The 17,750-nt window shown below is 46.3% G+C and carries 12 protein-coding genes; 4 read left to right on the forward strand and 8 right to left on the reverse strand.

Annotated features, from left to right (window positions below; all coding sequences use genetic code 11):
- Positions 1-95: 95 nt before the first annotated feature.
- The 3 genes from UQW94_RS06315 to UQW94_RS06325 form a co-directional block, all read right to left on the reverse strand.
- The gene (locus UQW94_RS06315; protein ID WP_322142103.1) at positions 96-1,487 is read right to left on the reverse strand and encodes a 6-phospho-beta-glucosidase; all 1,392 of its coding nucleotides are present in this window, start codon (positions 1,485-1,487) and stop codon (positions 96-98) included.
- A 191-nt stretch (positions 1,488-1,678) separates the two neighbouring features.
- Entirely contained in the window at positions 1,679-2,806 is a 1,128-nt protein-coding gene (locus tag UQW94_RS06320; protein ID WP_322142104.1) for a conjugal transfer protein TraF, read from the reverse strand.
- 212 nt (positions 2,807-3,018) lie between these two features.
- The gene (locus UQW94_RS06325) at positions 3,019-5,091 is read right to left on the reverse strand and encodes a sensor histidine kinase (protein ID WP_322142105.1); all 2,073 of its coding nucleotides are present in this window, start codon (positions 5,089-5,091) and stop codon (positions 3,019-3,021) included.
- Between the two features lie 171 nt (positions 5,092-5,262).
- Here UQW94_RS06325 and UQW94_RS06330 point away from each other — a divergent pair, with 171 nt between their 5' ends.
- Positions 5,263-6,612 (forward strand): sigma-54 dependent transcriptional regulator, encoded by a 1,350-nt coding sequence (locus UQW94_RS06330; protein ID WP_322142106.1) that lies wholly within the window; start codon positions 5,263-5,265, stop codon positions 6,610-6,612.
- Between the two features lie 43 nt (positions 6,613-6,655).
- Here UQW94_RS06330 and UQW94_RS06335 read toward each other — a convergent pair whose 3' ends face one another.
- Positions 6,656-7,864 (reverse strand): GGDEF domain-containing protein, encoded by a 1,209-nt coding sequence (locus UQW94_RS06335; protein ID WP_005374203.1) that lies wholly within the window; start codon positions 7,862-7,864, stop codon positions 6,656-6,658.
- A 103-nt stretch (positions 7,865-7,967) separates the two neighbouring features.
- Positions 7,968-9,278 (reverse strand): branched-chain amino acid transport system II carrier protein, encoded by a 1,311-nt coding sequence (gene brnQ, locus UQW94_RS06340; protein WP_104980348.1) that lies wholly within the window; start codon positions 9,276-9,278, stop codon positions 7,968-7,970.
- 836 nt (positions 9,279-10,114) lie between these two features.
- Between brnQ and UQW94_RS06345 the strand changes: the two genes are divergently transcribed.
- The 3 genes from UQW94_RS06345 to lhgO all read left to right on the forward strand — a co-directional run bounded on the left by UQW94_RS06345 (position 10,115) and on the right by lhgO (position 14,572).
- On the forward strand, positions 10,115-11,125 hold the full coding sequence (locus UQW94_RS06345) for a TAXI family TRAP transporter solute-binding subunit (protein ID WP_017635521.1): 1,011 nt from the start codon (positions 10,115-10,117) through the stop codon (positions 11,123-11,125).
- An 88-nt stretch (positions 11,126-11,213) separates the two neighbouring features.
- Positions 11,214-13,337, forward strand: a complete 2,124-nt coding sequence (locus tag UQW94_RS06350) for a TRAP transporter permease (RefSeq protein ID WP_009705104.1) — start codon at positions 11,214-11,216, stop codon at positions 13,335-13,337.
- 8 nt (positions 13,338-13,345) lie between these two features.
- Positions 13,346-14,572, forward strand: coding sequence for an L-2-hydroxyglutarate oxidase (gene lhgO / locus UQW94_RS06355; RefSeq protein WP_258614174.1), 1,227 nt, complete (start codon positions 13,346-13,348; stop codon positions 14,570-14,572).
- Positions 14,573-14,619: 47 nt separating this feature from the next.
- Here the strand turns inward: lhgO and UQW94_RS06360 are convergent, their stop codons facing one another.
- The 3 genes from UQW94_RS06360 to UQW94_RS06370 form a co-directional block, all read right to left on the reverse strand.
- Entirely contained in the window at positions 14,620-15,024 is a 405-nt protein-coding gene (locus UQW94_RS06360; RefSeq protein ID WP_213870221.1) for a cystatin, read from the reverse strand.
- Positions 15,025-15,198: 174 nt separating this feature from the next.
- Entirely contained in the window at positions 15,199-16,197 is a 999-nt protein-coding gene (gene cydB, locus UQW94_RS06365) for a cytochrome d ubiquinol oxidase subunit II (protein ID WP_005374173.1), read from the reverse strand.
- Positions 16,198-16,207: 10 nt separating this feature from the next.
- Entirely contained in the window at positions 16,208-17,596 is a 1,389-nt protein-coding gene (locus UQW94_RS06370; protein ID WP_238855207.1) for a cytochrome ubiquinol oxidase subunit I, read from the reverse strand.
- Positions 17,597-17,750: the final 154 nt, after the last annotated feature.

A 17,750-nucleotide genomic window follows, 5' to 3' on the forward strand; every position in this document is an offset into this window, starting at 1 on the left:
TAAATGAATAAACACCTTAAAATTCAAGCCCTGCAATTGCAGGGCTTGATGGTTTAGGCGAATGCCTAGTTGCACTTTATACCTAGACAACAGGCTTAGCTTTTCAATGAACCGCCTGAAGTACGAATCACGTCTTGATACCAGAAAAAGCTTTTCTTACGTTTACGTTCTAGTGTTCCTTGCCCATCATCATGACGATCGACATAGATAAAGCCGTAACGTTTGCTCATCTCAGCGGTTGAGTTCGCGACCAAATCGATTGGTCCCCAACTGGTGAAGCCCATCAGCTCAACGCCATCCAAAATTGCTTCATGTGCTTGTACAAGATGGTCGTTCAAGTAAGCGATGCGGTAATCATCTTGAATCTCACCGTTTTCATCGATTTCATCACGTGCACCTAAGCCGTTTTCTACGACGAACAGTGGCTTTTGGTAGCGATCGTGAAGGAAGTTCAGCAGAAGGCGAAGGCCTTTTGGATCGATCAACCAACCCCATTGGCTCTTCTCAAGATATGGGTTTGGTACGCTATCGACGATGTTACCTACTTCCTTCTGTTTCGGGTCTGCACTTGCACAGCCACTTGCGTAGTAGCTGAATGAGATGAAATCGACACTTGCCGATGCAATTTCTTCTAAGTCGCCTGCTTCCATCTGAATTTCGATGCCGTTTTCACGGAAGTAACGCTTCATGTAGCCAGGGTACTGACCACGTGTTTGCACATCACCGAAGAACAACCACTTGTTGTTTTCATGCATTGCTGCCAGCACGTCATCAGGATTACAGGTGTATGGGTAGTTGATTGCGCCAAGCAGCATGTTACCAATCTTGCCGTTTGGTACGATTTGCTGACACAGTTTTACCGCTTTTGCGTTTGCGACTAGCTGGTGGTGAATCGCTTGGTAAATATCTTGTTCATTGGCGTCTTCTTGCAAACCAACACCAGTAAATGGTGCGTGTAGAGACATGTTGATTTCGTTGAACGTTAACCACAGCTTCACTTTGTCTTTGTAGCGTTCCAGCACTGTGCGAGCATAACGTTCGAAGAATTCGATGACGCGACGATCGCCCCAACCGCCATAGTTTTCAACCAGTGCGTAAGGCATTTCGTAGTGAGATAAGGTCACGAAAGGTTGGATGTTGTGCTCGGCAAGTTCGTCAAAAATTTTATCGTAGAACGCCAAACCTTCTTCGTTCGGTTCTAACTCGTCCCCGTTCGGGAAGATGCGGCTCCAAGCTAAAGATAGGCGCAGACAGTTAAAGCCCATCTCTTTGAACAGCGCGATGTCTTCTGGATAGCGATTGTAGAAGTCGATCGCCACTTCTTTGATACCCGGTGTACGCTCTTCACGGGTTTGATGCGGACTCAAAATACCGTTTGGCAGCATGTCTGATGTCGATAACCCTTTCCCCCCAAGGTTGTACGCCCCTTCTACTTGGTTTGCAGCAATGGCACCACCCCAAAGAAAATGTTCAGGAAACTTAATCATGTTTCTCACTCTTTATATTTAGGAAATGTTTGTGGATTTATTGCTTGAGAATAGTGTAGGAGACACCTCGATACTTGTATCGAGATCGTATTTTTATCAGTTCATCACCAAACGTCAGTAATGATAAACATTGATATATAGGATGGTTGTTAACAATGCCAACCTAAGTGAATTTAGATTGGCATTCATATTCAAAACGTAAATGCTAAATTCGCCGCCGCACCAAACTGGTTATCGCCAGCGTAAGAGCCAGCGAGGTCTAAACTGATCACATCAAAAGGACTGATGCCAATGCCACCTGTCACTGAGTTATCGAGATTATTTTCTAGGTCAATTTCATAACCAGCGCGAAGTTGTGCCCACCCCCAAGCATTCCCCTCGATACCGACACGAATAAACTGAGTGTCATCGTCGAGCTCTTTAAAGCGCTTTTGTCTGGTGAGATCAGCGTCTAAGCTCAGAGCTACATAGTTCCCGACATAACCGATGCCAACTGTCGCTTGTGGTGTGAGTTCGTAGGTATAGTTGCCCAGTTTTGTTTCAATATCTTGCTCGAAGACGTCTTTTAATGAAAGGCCTGCTCTAAATGCGTTGTGATACCAAGCGACCCCAAGATCCATATTGAAAGTATTCTTTGATACTTCACTTTTGTCGTAATCCTCGATGTCAAAGTCGTCTAGTGTTGTACGTTGTGTGTAGGTTTTAAGTTGTTGGTATTTTGGTGTAATACCAAATGCGAATTGTTGTTCGCCTATAGTGTAAGCACGAGATAGAGCAATACCATATTCCACATTACCGAAAGCAGCTAGGTTAACGGCAGAATTGAGGTATCGATCTGCGGTGTTTGTTGAATCTGAGATATCGGGTGCAGCAAGTATCTCCACATAACCAGTGCTAAACAGGTTTACAGACATGTAGCGCGTCGGAATAGCAATTGCGAGGCTTAGCCCTCCGTTAATGACAACTGGGACGCTCTTATCCAACTGATCGAGGAGGCGAGTAAGCTCGGCCTCGTTCGCTGGAGTAGGAATGCCCTGAATACTATCATAAAGGTCTTGGGCCTCATCTACGGCTGACAACGCTTCATCCTCGTCGTGGATATTGACCCCGACAGCCGGAATGAGCAGACCGATATCATCATTTTCTCGATAGAGGGCACCCAAGGCTGGGTTATGTAGGGGGGCGGTCAAATAGTCAGCAGAAACGACGCCTGTATTTCCCATACCATGACTTCGAGCGTCGGCAGCGTAAGGTGCAGAAAAAGCGTGAGGTGATAATATAAAAAGCGCTCCTGCTGCAGCTAAAGTTATTTTTCTCATAACGCATCCATTCTTACTTTAAATAATTACTTATCATTAAATTAGACGGTGGGAGCTAAAACTGGTGTCAACCACCAAAAATTGTTCTGATGAATGGTATGTGGCAATTCATCAAGTTAAGCGTAGGTTAGGCAACTCGCTTTATAAAGTTGAACAGGATTTATATTGCTCTCTTATTGAGAGAAAAGGATTGATAGATGGGAGAAGTTAGGTCAGCTTCGGTGAGGGGCGAGTTTAAATACTAAGATAAAGGACATTCCTTCAGTAGTGTTGAGCTGTGCGCTGACTTTCCCTTGCATATCACGCATATTGTTGGCCGTAATTGCTAAACCTAGCCCCAATCCTTCACCAATTTTCTTTGAGGTTTGGAAGGGCTCGAACATCGACTCAAGCATCTCATCCGACACGCCGCAGCCATTATCACTGACGATCAGTTCGACCTGATTGCCGGTTGGGTTGACGATCAAGCTGAGCTGCGGGTGGGTGGTACGGTTCATTGCGTCTAGCGCATTCGAGACAAGATTACCGAGCACCTGAAGCAGTCGTTGTTCTTCACCCATGATGTTAGGTAAGTCATGAGGAACTCGAACACGTACATCCACCTTGTCTAATTGGGTTTGATAAACGCGTAGGGTTTCTTCGAGTGCGGAGGTAAGAGAAATTGCTTGTAGGCTTTCTGGTTTGTTGTAGGCGAACGTCTTTAGCTGACTGGTCATGCTTGCCATACGATCAATCAGCTTTTGCACCAAAACATTGTTGGCTTTCATCATCTCGGCTTCGCCGCGTTCCGCCAGCAGTTCGTTCGTGGTGAGCAGGGTACGCAAGCCTGTCAGTGGCTGATTGAGCTCATGAGTAATAGCGCTCGACATGCGCCCCAAAGCGGCCATTTTGCTCGATTCAATTAACTGGCTTTGTGCTTCTTTTAGCGCTTGAGTTCGCTCTTCTACTCGCTGCGCCAGTTCTTGGTTGACCTGTTGCAGTGATTGCTCGGCTTTTTTCCGCTTGCTGATGTCGATGATCGTTGCAAGGAAATACTGCTCGCCATGCCAAGGGAAACTGGTTAGCGAGAACAAGACAGGGAAGACGCTTCCGTCACTGCGTCTGGCAATGGTTTCGACCGTGCTGATCTCTGCGAGCTCTTTATGTTTAGGTAAATCCTTAAGCAACTTGAGTGTGGTGGAGTTGGGATTGCCTGCGTCGAATAACTCCCAAGCAAAAGCATGTCGATTGACGCTTTCTGGTAAACAGAACAAACGCTTCGCCATTGGGTTGAGATCGAACAGTTGCCCTTGTTCATCAATCAATAGCAAACCAACGTGGGTCTTATTGATCATCTGTTTCAAGCGGCGTTGAGACTCTTCCAACAGGGCTTGAATTCGCTGTTGATTGATGTGCTTTTGGCGACGTTGTAGACCAATGATGACGAGTAATATAACCAATAAGAGTAGCGCTGCTACGCTCCAACCAATTACGTTGATGGTTTGCTGAATCGGCTTAGAAGGGGTGAGGTAGCTTACGTACCAATTCAAATCATCCAATTTTACGGTGTGCGCAAAATAGCGTTGCTGATTGAGCGTCCACACACTGATATTGGTGTTGTCGTATAAGCGCTGCGTTTCTAACTGAACGGTGTTGCTCGGTTCGTTAAACCAGTCAGCGTTATAGAGCGAGCTGCTCGATAGGAAAAAGCGTTGCTGACGATTTTGCAACGTAATGATGTCTTGGCTAGTAATAGTCTGTTCGGTCAATAAGCTAAGGTTGATTTGCACCACTACAATGCCTGCGATATCCAGACCGTCGTAGATAGGGGCTGCAAGATAATACAACGGGCTCGAACCTTTGGTTTTGTTCACCAAGGAAACACCGCCGCCTTGATTGTGAATTTGTTCCACAATGGCTTTTCGGTCAGACAGGCTAAAGCGCTCTTCGATCAAACTCGATACCAATACTTCGCCAGAGTTAGACAGGATTAGCCAACCTTCCGTATTGGCGGCTTTATCTAGCTGAGTCAGTTGGGTTTGCAATGGCTCGTAATAAGTCCGGTTTCCTTTCACAAACGCGATGGTTTCTGGGTTATTGGTGACGAGGTAAGGTAAGTGGTAGAAGCGTTTGAGTGCACGGCGAACTTCACCAATATAGTCGAGTAGTTTTTGTTGAGCTTCGGTTTGAGTTTGTACACTCAACCACTGACGGGCAACCTCTCTGCTGGCGCTATAGCAAGACAACATCAGCACTGCCGCAATTGCGACTACAAGCCATGTTTTGCCATTCCTTTTACGCTGCATACCGACTCCATTCAGCTAGTGCGTTCTCACCAACAGTTATTAAAGAGTGCGCCTAACTGGTTGGATGTTAAAGACTTGTAAGCAAGAAGTGAGATCTAGCTCCTTTTCTCCTCAGTGGTTTTTGCTACCGTTAGCAAAGAGCGATTTCTATTCCACCTACGGTAGTAACTCATGGCTTTTGACGACACCCCTAAAATTGCACTTATCGAAGACGATGACATTGTTCGTCAGGCTACCAGTCAGTGGCTGCAACTGGCGGGGTTCGACGTGACCGCATTCAGTTTAGGAGAAGAGGGTAAAGAGGCCATTCTTAGCCAAGAATTTGATGCGATTGTCAGTGATGTTCGCCTGCCGGACACCGACGGCTTGTCGATACTAGAAAGCCTGATTGCTAATCACATCCCAACGCCAGTTATCTTGATCACCGGACATGGTGACGTCGATATGGCAGTAGGGGCGTTACAAAACGGTGCGTTCGATTTTATTGAGAAACCTTTCCAACCTGAGCGTTTATCCCAACGAGTAACCGAAGCGGTCGAGAGCTATCGCGCACAAACGTCTACTCAAGATCGCCAAGAGTACCTATCTAGCGTTAGCGGCTTAGAAGAGGTGTTGATTGGGCGAAGCCGAGTGATGCAACAGCTTAGAGAACAAGTAGCCAAGTTAGCACGCATTGATACTAACGTGATCATTTACGGCGAAACAGGTTGTGGTAAAGAGCTGGTGGCGACCAGTTTGCATAATGAAAGCCAACGCAGATCCTATCATTTTGTGCCAATCAACTGTGGCGCTATTCCTGAGAACCTGTTTGAAAGTGAGCTGTTTGGGCATGAAGCAGGGGCATTTACCGGAGCGGGTAAAAAGCGCATTGGTAAGTTGGAATACGCGGATAAAGGCACTTTATTCTTTGATGAAATCGAGAGTATGCCGCTGTCCATGCAGGTGAAAGTGTTGCGTTCATTACAGGAACATACGGTAGAGCGCGTTGGGGGCAACCAACAGATCTCAGTTGATTTGAGAGTGATCGCCGCCGCGAAAGAAGATCTCAATGATCATGACGAGTTTCGTCAGGATTTGTACTATCGTCTTAATGTGGCGCAGATCTATTTGCCACCGCTACGTGAGCGAGAAGAAGATGCGTTGATCTTGTTCGAACACTTTGCTCTGAAAAGTAATCCTGAGAGTCGTCTGCTGAGTGAAGCCGATAGAAAGGCCATTCTTGCTTACTCTTGGCCCGGTAACGTACGTGAGCTTAGGAATGTAGCGATGCGTTTTGCATTGGATGAAACCGTCTCCGTGATGGAAATTCTCTCCAGTCGACCATCCTCAACAACCGAAGAGACGCATGCGGGCGTGCCGTTGGCGATTCAGCTACATAACTTTGAACGTAAGGTGCTACATGATTCTTTAGTCAGGCATCATGGACGCATCAATGAGGTGATGCAGGAGTTGGATTTACCACGTCGAACCCTTAACCAAAAGATGCAGAAGTTTGGTTTGAATCGCTCCGACTATACTTAGTGCGATTTCTAGCTAATTCGAAATTACTGGCATAACAAACACGTTATGCGCTTTTGGCTGGAGCTGGGACAAACTTATAATTTAGGTCTTTACCTTCTCCAAACAAGGTAACGAGGTTCCTTCCAGTATGTTTAGAGCTATATAACGCTTCGTCTGCTTCAGCAAGCGCCTCTTGAAGTGATTGCCCCTCAGATAACTGACTGATACCAAAGCTCATGGTCACTTCAGTTTTAAATGATTGCAAAGCGGTTTCAGTTTCGACCGCAAGGCGAATTTGCTCTGCGACAATTTTGGCTTGCTGTGCTTTTTCGAGCAAAACAATCATGAACTCGTCACCACCAAATCGCACAATGCAGGCGGACTCAGGAAGATGCTTTTTAAAAATAGTGGAGATCGTTGCCATGACGGAGTCGCCAACCGTGTGACCATAGTGATCATTAATCGCTTTGAACTTGTCGACATCAGTCATAATAATGCTGATTGCTTGGCTTTTTTTATGTGCTTTACTAACCAAGTTTGGAACGATTTCTTCCATGGCTCGACGATTATATAGCCCTGTGAGTGCATCTAAATGAGAGAGATCATTAATGGATTGCACCAAGCGTCCGTTAATTAACCACAGCATACTAAAGCTCAAAGCAACGATCAGGCAGATGCTAAATAAGAAAGTCAGCTGATGGATAAGGCCTGCGACCATAAAGCTTGGTAACTCACCTGAAAAAGTACTCCAAAGCGCCCTAAATCCCATAAAAAAACTAAATCCAAAGAAAGAGTAAGCCATTGCTTTAACAGGGAGCTTTAAGTCCTTTTGGGTACCTTTAAGCATAGCGACACCACTAAAGAAGGTGACGATACAAATATACATGCTCAGATAAATAATACGGCTTTTGATAGAAGGATCATGGAAGGTGAAATAGTAAAATGAACCACTGAAAACAGGTGTTAACAAGGTGAGACAGTGAGCCAATTTTAAAGGGTATTGACGAAAAATGCTTACGCTATATAGCGTAAGCAAGAAGCCGACTAATATGAGAGTGTTGGCTATGACGATGGTCAGCCAGTCTGGCGCAGAGCCTCTAAAGCCAAGTAAAAAAGGGCCTAAACCAATAAACAGTAGTGATATCGAGAAGGTTTTTAGGCCTTTGACTCTACCCTGAGTGTATTGATAACAAAGCAGACTAATAGAGTAAATGCAAGAGAACAGAATAACGATAAAGTTCAGTGTTCTGATGTCTAGATACTGATTATCCATAGGCGACCCATATCAATCTTTCATTCAGGCAACTCCTTTGCCTGATATCAATAAGCGAGCTACATAGTAACGCACTTATTGAGCGATGTCTTATGTTAAACGGCTATTCATTCACCAGCTCGAATTGTTCGGTTTGGTTGGTTTTCGTCGTAAACAGCAGACCAACAATCATCATAAATACGCTAGGCACAATCCAGCTAGCAAAGTCATTGTACAGAGGCATGTAATTACCCATCCACTCATCAGTGGAACTTGGCATGTAACCTAGGATGTGCAGCGCATCAACACAACCAAACATTAGAGCAGTGAACGCGGTTGCGACGACCATGATTTGCGACATCTTGTCGCGCACCGGTGCCATGATCATCAACGCAATCGCGACTGGGTGAAGCGCCACAACCGCTGGTAATGTGATAGCCAATAGTTGCTCTAGACCTACGTTGGCGATCAAACCAGCCAATACCATGGTCGTGATAACGCAGCCTTTGTAGTTCACTTTGCTGAAAGTGTTGTCGTAAAACTCACTGCCTGCGGTGGTTACGCCGATAGCAGTAGTCAAACACGCCAATACCATCACGGCACCTAGTAATAGTGAGCCAAATGCGCCGAAGTGGCTGAAGGTGAATGCCGTTAAAATGTCGCCACCATTGCTGAACTCAGAACCCAAGTATGAGCTTGTCGAACCAATGTAAGCCAATGAGATGTAAACAAATGCCATGGCAACCGCGTACATCAAAGCTGCAATTAGCGTGTATTTTGCGGTCGCTTTCGGGCAATCTACACCCATGCTGCGAATCGCACGGAAGATGATCCAACCAAAACCGATAGAACCTAGCGCATCCATGGTCATGTAGCCTTGGGTCAAGCCTTCAGCAAATGCGCCAGATACGTATGGTCCCGTTGCGGCAGTTAGCTCGCCTGCAGGAGAAACCAAAGCCGTCACAGACATGATGATTAAGATCGCCATCAATGCAGGCGTTAAGATCTTGCCTAGGTTGTCGACCAACTTACCCGGATATAGGGCAAATAGAATGGTGATAGCACAGAAGGCAATAGTGAAAGGCACCAAAGCGGCATCACCAAACATTGGTGCAAAGCTAAATTGGTAAGCTACGGTAATCGCACGTGGGATCACGAACGCAGGACCAATCACAATAAATACCATCACCCAAAAACTGGTCGCCAAAGGTTTAGGTAGGGCGGCGGTTAGTTTGTCTGAACCGTTTACTATAGCCACCATCACCAGTGCCATTGCAGGCAGGCCTACGCCCGTTAAGAGGAAGCCAGACATCCCGCTCAGAAAGTTTTCACCTGCTTGGTAACCCAAAAATGGAGGGAAGATCAGGTTACCCGCGCCTAAGTACATGGCGAAAGTCATGAAGCCCAAAGCGGCGATATTGCGTGCGCTTAACATTGTTATTCCTCTTATGTTTCGCTTGGAAGAAACTGAAAGGAATGGGAGGAGTATGTGGTGTTCCCGTCAGCTTCTTCTCAAGCTGACAGAAAGTTTAGATATAGCCTGTCAGCTCTGAATCAGTTCCAGAGAGAGCAGGAGGATCGCAGCAGCAACGCCAGATGGGCGTTTTAAAGCGAATTGTAATTGCGCAGTTGCTGACATGGGTGATCCTTAAAGACGAAAAAATACCAAGGAATACGTTTGCCTTGGCGTGTTGTTACACTAACGAACATAGGGCCATTGGCACAACCCCGAAGTAGAAAATAAGTTGATACGGTCAATGTTTATTTCTTAACTGGTGGATCGAGCTGCTTTTTAAATTAAAAATTAGAATAAATGACTTTTCATTTTTGTAACATGGCTTTCTTTGCTGTATTTTTGTGCTATTTGTAGTCGTTTAGGCTATAAACCTCAGCTGATAAATTGAGCAGTTTAGAATGATGCGCTTTTTCTTCTTATTGTTAAGACGCTCATTAGTTGCAATTCAATCCAAAATTGCATCGGCAAAATATTGCTTATTAGTGAATCGTGCATTTATTTTGTCTTGATCACATTTTATTAACCTTTTGCGATCTAGGCATGCAACCTTCTCATCTTAAATAGGCAAGATCTTGCTCATTGCTTTACTATCAAATCAGCATGATTTTGCTCATTTTTGATGTCTTTCAGCACTTAGTTCAATAAATACAAAGGGTTAAAAGTTGGCATTTCAATTGCTCTAGGGAATGTGTTGTTAATAAAGATTTAACATGATGTAAATCCCTAATCGTGAAACGACTACACGGAGAGTAATAATGAAAATGAATAAGCTGGTAAAAGCTTTGGCTGTCGCTGTGACTTCTTTTGGTATTGCTGCTAACGCTGCGGCAGAGGACCGTAGCTACATTCTTGCAACGGCATCGACAGGTGGTACTTACTACCCTGTGGGCGTAGCGTTGGCGACGTTAAGCAAAGTGAAGTTGGCACCAAAGCACCACTTCTCCCTTTCTGCAATCAGCTCTGCGGGCTCTGGTGAAAACGTCAAACTGCTGAACGAAAACGAAGCACAGTTCGCGATTCTACAAGGTCTTTACGGTGCGTGGGCTTGGTCTGGCGAAGGTCCTTATGAGAAAAGCGGTCGCCAAGAGCAGCTGCGTTCAGTCTCTATGCTGTGGCAAAACGTTGAGCACTTTATTGTTCGCTCTGACCTAGCAAAAACTGGCACGGTGACTGACCTGAACAACCTAGATGGCAAGAAGTTCTCTATCGGTAAGAAGAACTCAGGTACTGAGAACTCGGGTCGCCAAATCATGAAAGGTCTGAAGGTAGATCCTGATAAATTCAATCTTGCTTACATGGGTTACGGTGGCAGTGCGAGCGCACTTCAAAACGGCACCATTGACGGCATGAACACGCCTGCGGGTGTACCTGTTGGTGCGGTTACTCAAGCTTTTGCTGCGCTGGGTAAAGACATTTCGATTCTTTCGTTTACTGACGAACAAATTAAAGAGGCGAACGGTAACTACAATCTATGGACGAAGTACGAGATCCCTGCGAACACGTATCCAGGTCTAGATAAGCCGATCACCACCATTGCACAGCCTAACTTCTTGGCAGTTCGTGAAGATATCTCGGAAGAGGACGTTTACCAGCTAACCAAAGCGATCTACGAGAACCTGCCTTTCCTACAAGGTATTCATAAAGCAACCAAAGCAATGGCAATTGAGAAAGCAATTGCAGGCTTGCCAGTGCCTCTTCACCCAGGTGCGGTGCGTTACTACAAAGAAATGGGCATCGAAATCCCATCAGACCTAATGGCGAAATAACGCCTACTTGGCCCCGAGTTTTGGCTCGGGGCATTTTATCCCTACCGATTTCTAAGATGGAAAAAGCCGCCAGAGCTTGGAGTATGAGATGAGCGACTCAATAGAAAAGGAATTGCAGAAGTTTGAGCTGCCCACGCGCACTGATTTTCCGTGGGTAACCACCACAATTACAGTGTTTGGCGTTGTGTTGTCTGCTTTGCACATTTGGTTTAATACCTTATCGACGTTACCAGAGTTATGGATTTCCGCGACCCACTTTGCTGGCTTTGCGGTGATTTGTGCGCTTTGGTATCCGGCTCATATCTCTCTCAAGCAGAGTAAGATTGCACTCGGTATCGATGTGTTAATTGCCATGGGCGCGGTCGCGTGTTTGCTTTACATTCCCTATGCCGAAGATGCGCTGTACGAACGCGGTGTTAAGTTCGTGACCAGCGACTGGGTCTTCGCCATTATGGCAATTTTGATTGTTATTGAATTGATTAGACGCACCATGGGCTGGTTTATTCCAGTGCTGATTGTGGTGTGTCTCAGTTACGTTGTGCTTTGGGGTAAATGGGCGACAGGTATTTTCCACTTCCCGGGTTTGAGCATGGAAACCTTGCTCTACCGCAGCTTCTATTCTTCTGAGGGCATGTTTGGCTCTATCTCGCGCATCAGTTGGACTTTCGTATTCATGTTCATTCTGTTTGGTGCGTTTCTTGTTCGCTCTGGTGTTGGTGATTACATTATCAATGTGGCACGTGCTGCGGCTGGCAAAATCATCGGCGGCCCCGGTTTTATTGCTGTGATTGGCTCCGGTTTGATGGGCTCAGTATCTGGCTCTAGTGTGGCAAATACGGTTTCAACTGGTGTTATCAGTATTCCTTTAATGCAAAAAGCAGGTTTCCCTTCGCGCTTTGCAGCGGGCGTTGAAGCTGCGGCGTCGACAGGTGGTCAGTTGATGCCACCAGTGATGGGCGCGGGTGCTTTCATCATGGCGTCTTACACGCAAATTCCTTATGTTGATATTATTGCCGTTTCTTTCATTCCTGCTCTTATCTATTTCTTGTCTGTGGCGTTCTTTGTGCGTATCGAAGCTAAACGCAGCGGCGTTCAAAAGATCACGACCAGCGATGAATCTTTACTGAAAGTGTTGATCAGCGGTTGGCACAACCTTATCCCGCTGGCGGTATTGGTTACTTTGTTGGTTCAAGGCTTTACGCCAACTTACGCTGCTGGCTTGTCGATCATTTCTGTGGTCGTGGCTTCTTGGTTCTCGAAAGATCACAAGATGGGACCAAAAGCGATCATCGAAGCGCTATCGCAAGGTGCGAAGAACATGGCGACAACAGCCGTATTGCTGGTGGGTATTGGTTTGGTGATCAACGTGATCAGTACAACAGGCATCGGCAACACGTTCTCACTGATGATCGACGGTTGGGCGAATGGCGACTTGTTCATCATGATCGTTCTGATTGCGCTCGCTTCTCTTGTTTTGGGTATGGGTTTACCTGTAACAGCGGCGTATATTGTATTGGGCACATTGTCTGCCCCTGCGCTTTACAAGTTGATTGCAGAAAACCAATTACTTGAATTGATGGTATCGGGTCAATTGCCTGAACAAGCAAAAGCCATCTTTATGTTGGCGGCGCCAGAAAAGCTGGAACTGCTTAATGCTCCAATGGCGTTGGAAACCGCGAAAGAAATGGTGGCGTTAGTACCTGCAGACTTTATGGAAACCCTACTAGAGCAAAGTTTGGGTATGGAAGCGGTAGGCTTGGCATTGCTGGCTGCTCACCTCATCATCTTCTGGTTATCGCAAGACAGCAACGTAACGCCTCCAGTGTGTTTGACCGCCTTTGCTGCGGCAACCATCGCCAAAACACCGCCAATGCGTACCGGTTTGATGGCATGGAAAATCGCTAAAGGTTTGTATCTTGTACCGCTGCTGATTGCTTACACAGGCTTAGTAAGTTGGGATGTAACGTCGGTAATTACCGTGGGCTTCTTCGCCATCATCGGAACCTATGCATTGATTGGTGCGATTGAAGGCTACTTGGAAGGTCCTCTAAACATTCTGACTCGTCTCTTGTTGGTAGTGGTGGGTACATTGCTGGTTTGGCACGACATCCCAATGTTGGTTCGTGTGGCAAGCTGCGCGGTATTTGTCGCGGTGTTCATTTACAGTGGTCGCAAGTTCAAATTGCAACAATCTCAACTATCGGTTTTATAAGAGGTCGTATGAAATCAGTCTATGACTACATTATTGTCGGTGGCGGTATCGTCGGCGTATCGACAGCATGGCAACTGCAACAACGTCACCCAGACAAATCCATTTTATTGGTTGAGAAAGAGTCCGGTTTTGCCAAGCACCAAACCGGACACAATAGCGGTGTGATTCATGCTGGGGTGTACTATGCTCCGGGCAGCTTAAAAGCCGACTTTTGTAAGCGTGGGGTAGAGCGAACCATTTCGTTCTGTGCTGAGCACGATATTCCGGTGGAGAACTGTGGCAAGTTGTTGGTTGCCACTAATGAGCAAGAAGTCGAACGCATGAATGCCCTCTATGAGCGCTGCCATGTCAACGGCATCGACGTAAAGCTACTCGATGAAGTTCAACTCAAACTGGCTGAACCAAACATCACAGGCTTGGGCGCGATTTATGTCAAAACCACCAGTATTGTCGATTATCGTTTGGTCACTGAGCAGATGGCGGAAGAATTCAAAAAGCTCGGCGGTCAAATCAGCTTGAGAACCAAAGTGGTGGCTGCCGAAGAGAAGGACGAGGAAGTCCAACTGACCTGCATTTCAGACGGTCAAACGATGCAGCTTAATACTAAGTTCTTGGTTACTTGCAGCGGCTTGATGGCGGATCGAATGACTAAGATGATGGGTATTCCAACTGACTTTCAGATCATCCCTTATCGTGGTGAATACTACCGCTTAGATAGCAAACACGACCAAGTGGTGAATCATCTTATTTACCCAATTCCCGACCCTGATTTGCCATTCTTGGGCGTCCACCTGACTCGTATGATTGATGGCAGTGTGACTGTTGGTCCAAATGCGGTGCAAGGCTGGAAGCGAGAAGGGTACGATAAGGTCAACTTCAGCTTGCAAGATACCATGCAAATGCTGAGATTCTCCGGTTTCTGGAAGGTAACACAAAAGCATCTAAAAACCGGATTGGATGAGTTCAAGAACTCGTGGTGGAAGCCGGGCTATCTCAAACTGGTCAATAAGTACTGCCCAAGCATCAAGGTCGAAGACCTCAAACCATATCCTGCGGGTATTCGTGCACAAGCAGTGTTATCCGATGGCTCTTTGGTTCATGACTTCCTGTTTGCCGAGAGCGCAAGAAGCCTGCACGTTTGCAACGCCCCCTCTCCAGCAGCGACATCTGCAATGCCGATTGGGGAGTACATTTGCGATAAAGTGAATGAAAAGATAGAGGCGAAAACGGTATAAAACAAAGGCGATGTAACTGTCGCCTTTATTGTATTTGAATCTGGGAATTAGGAGTTGCCATCTTTAGGGCAGAGTTCGCCTTTCTTGGCGTGTCTCTCGATCATGTAATCGCCGCGAGCACTGTGCAATACAATTGCATTCCAGACTTGACCATCTTGCAACTCGAACTCAAACGCATAATGGGTGCCGCCGACCATTTTGGTTCTCACCTCATGAATTGCTCTCAATTTATCATCGGCATTCATTTGATAAAGCACCATGTTGAGTGAGCGTCTGGCGTCAGGAGTTGCCTCAGCAAGTTGCCAATGACCCTGCTCGTTTGTTGCGGAGCAAATAGACCGCATTTTACTTTTCATGGCGGATGACATCTGCTTGTCTACGGCCAATGCATTTGGTGAAAACAGTGGAACCGTCAAAAGAATCAAAGTTACCAGAAACTGCTTTAAGGTCATAAAAACACTCCGTTGTTTTACTCTTGCTTGAGTATAGACCTCAATAGCTTCAGATGTGGTGCAGTTGACTCCGGGCCTACAATATCGCAGTTCGTATCAACGAACTGATAACAAACAAGGCGACCACGCTTGCCAGCCAAATGCCAATGAACCACAAAATGGGTTTTAGTTTCATCAGTGATATCCTTCTCCACGTTTCATCTTGCCGCGGAAAACCCAGTACGAATAAGCCGTGTAGGCTATGATCAGAGGAAGTAATACCACCGCACCGGCAAGTAAAAATGCCAAACTTTTGTCTGGCGCAGCGACGTCTTGATAAGTGAGTGCGAATGGGACCAAGTAAGGGAATGTACTGACACCGAAACCCATCGCGGACACAAGAAACAGGCCGATCGCAAGAACGTAGGCTCGGACGGCTTTGTGGTCGAGTAAGGCTTTGAATAGCTGCCAAATAAGTGCCGCTGCAATAATTGGTAAAATGAAAAACAGTAGCGAGTTTGGTAATGAGAACCAACGTTCAAATACGATATTTTGGCTCAATGGCAGCCACAAACTGGCGATGAATATACAGGCTACCATCGCTAGTCCCCATCGTCGCGCGACCACGTAATAGCGCCCCATCAGCTCTTCTGGAAGCTTGATTAATAACCAGCATGAACCGAGCAGAATATAAGCACAAACAAGCGCCAGGCCACAAAATACGCTAAATGGCGAAAGCCAATCAAACCATCCACCTGCGTATGCTCGTTCACTAACCTCTATACCTTGGAGCAGGGTTCCGAGCATAATGCCTTGCATCAATGCCGCGGTGAGTGAACCAATGAAAAAAGCGCTATCCCATAAAAACTTTCCGCGTTGTGTTCGGAAGCGATACTCAAAAGAAACCCCGCGCAGAATTAACCCGAGCAGCATTAAAATCAGGGGAGCATAGAGTGCTGGCATAATGACCGCGTAGGCGAGGGGGAACACGGCAAAAAGCCCACCTCCGCCAAGAACTAGCCAAGTTTCATTCCCATCCCAAACAGGAGCGATGCTGTTCATCATCATGTCGCGCTCTTCATCGTCATTAGCGCTGAGAAATAGGATACCAATACCGAGATCAAAGCCATCTAACACGACATAAATCAGAACAGCGAGCCCAATCAAAGCGTACCAAATTAATGCGTAATCCATGAGTAAGCTCCTAGGTTAGATGGTTAGAATGTGTGATGGCATCGGTTTTCGTGCCATCAGGAAGTCGGCTATCTAGACCTTCTTCATATCGAGTTGGAGACTTGCGCATCAAACGTAGGAGATAGAAGAAGCCAGCTCCAAAAACCACAAAGTAAACCACGATGAACGCCGTCAGGGAGACGCTCACCGCGGCGGCATCAATAGGCGATGCCGAATTGGCTGTGGTTAAAAGACCGTATACGGTGTAAGGCTGTCGACCGACTTCGGTAGTTATCCAGCCTGCTAAAACTGCAATGAACCCCGCTGGGGCAAACAGCACACAAATACGTTGAAGTGCCCTCGAATCAAAAAGTTTGCGACGTTTTCTTAGCCAAAGGCTCCACAAACCAATAACAAGCATGCCAAAACCAAGCGCGACCATTACTCGGAAAGACCAGAAAACGATAGAGACAGGAGGGTGTTCCTCCTCTGGAAAAGCATCTAATCCCTTCACTTCACCGTTGAGGTCATGAGTTAAAATCAAACTACCGAGTTTGGGGATTTCCAGTGCGTATTCCATGCGTTTTTCTTCATCGTTAGGGCTACCGAAGAGGATCAATGGCGCGCCTTGGTGAGACTCATAGTGCCCTTCCATCGCGGCGACTTTGGCGGGTTGATGTTCAAGGGTGTTTAATCCATGCATGTCTCCAGCAACGATTTGAATTGGTGTAACGATGGCAGCCATCCACATTGCCATCGAGAACATAATTCTGGCTAGAGGGTTATGGTTTGCTTTTAGCAAGTGATAAGCGGCAACGCCGGCTACAACAAAGGCAGTAGTAAGGTAAGCGGCGAGCAACATATGAACGAGCCGGTAAGGGAAGGAAGGGTTGAAGACAATCGCCCACCAGTCTTCTGGGATAAACTGTCCGGCTTCGTTGATACTATAGCCCGCTGGTGTTTGCATCCAACTATTAACCGAAAGTATCCAAAACGCAGACAAAAACGTCCCGAATGCAACAATACAAGTCGCGGCGAAGTGAAGCTTCTTACCCACCTTATCCATACCGAAAAGCATCACGCCTAAAAACCCAGCTTCGAGGAAAAACGCAGTAAAAACTTCATAACCCATTAGCGGGCCTAGGATTGGGCCTGTTTTGTCGGCAAACACGCTCCAGTTAGTACCGAATTGATAGCTCAACACGATGCCACTCACCACACCCATACCAAAACTGATGGCAAAGATTTTGAGCCAGTACTTATAGATTTGCATGTACTGTTTGTTGCCCGTTTTTAAGTACAAGCCCTCTAATACAGCGAGATAACTTGCCAAACCAATCGTAAAAGCTGGAAAAATAATGTGGAAAGAGACAGTAAAGGCAAATTGGAATCTAGCTAGGTCAATGGCGAGTGTGTCCATGAGCGGTCCCTTTTTCGTTGGATAAACTGTTCGCCGGATTTAAAGAGGAGACAGAAGAGTGGCGAACAAGGTGAAGTACGAAGAAGGAAGACGAAGAGATTAAAAAACGATCGCTTTTTACACATGTGCGTACCATCTTTTAGATAAAGGAGGA

The sequence above is a fragment of the Vibrio sp. PBL-C16 genome, assembly GCF_034321865.1.
GTDB lineage: Bacteria > Pseudomonadota > Gammaproteobacteria > Enterobacterales > Vibrionaceae > Vibrio > Vibrio alginolyticus.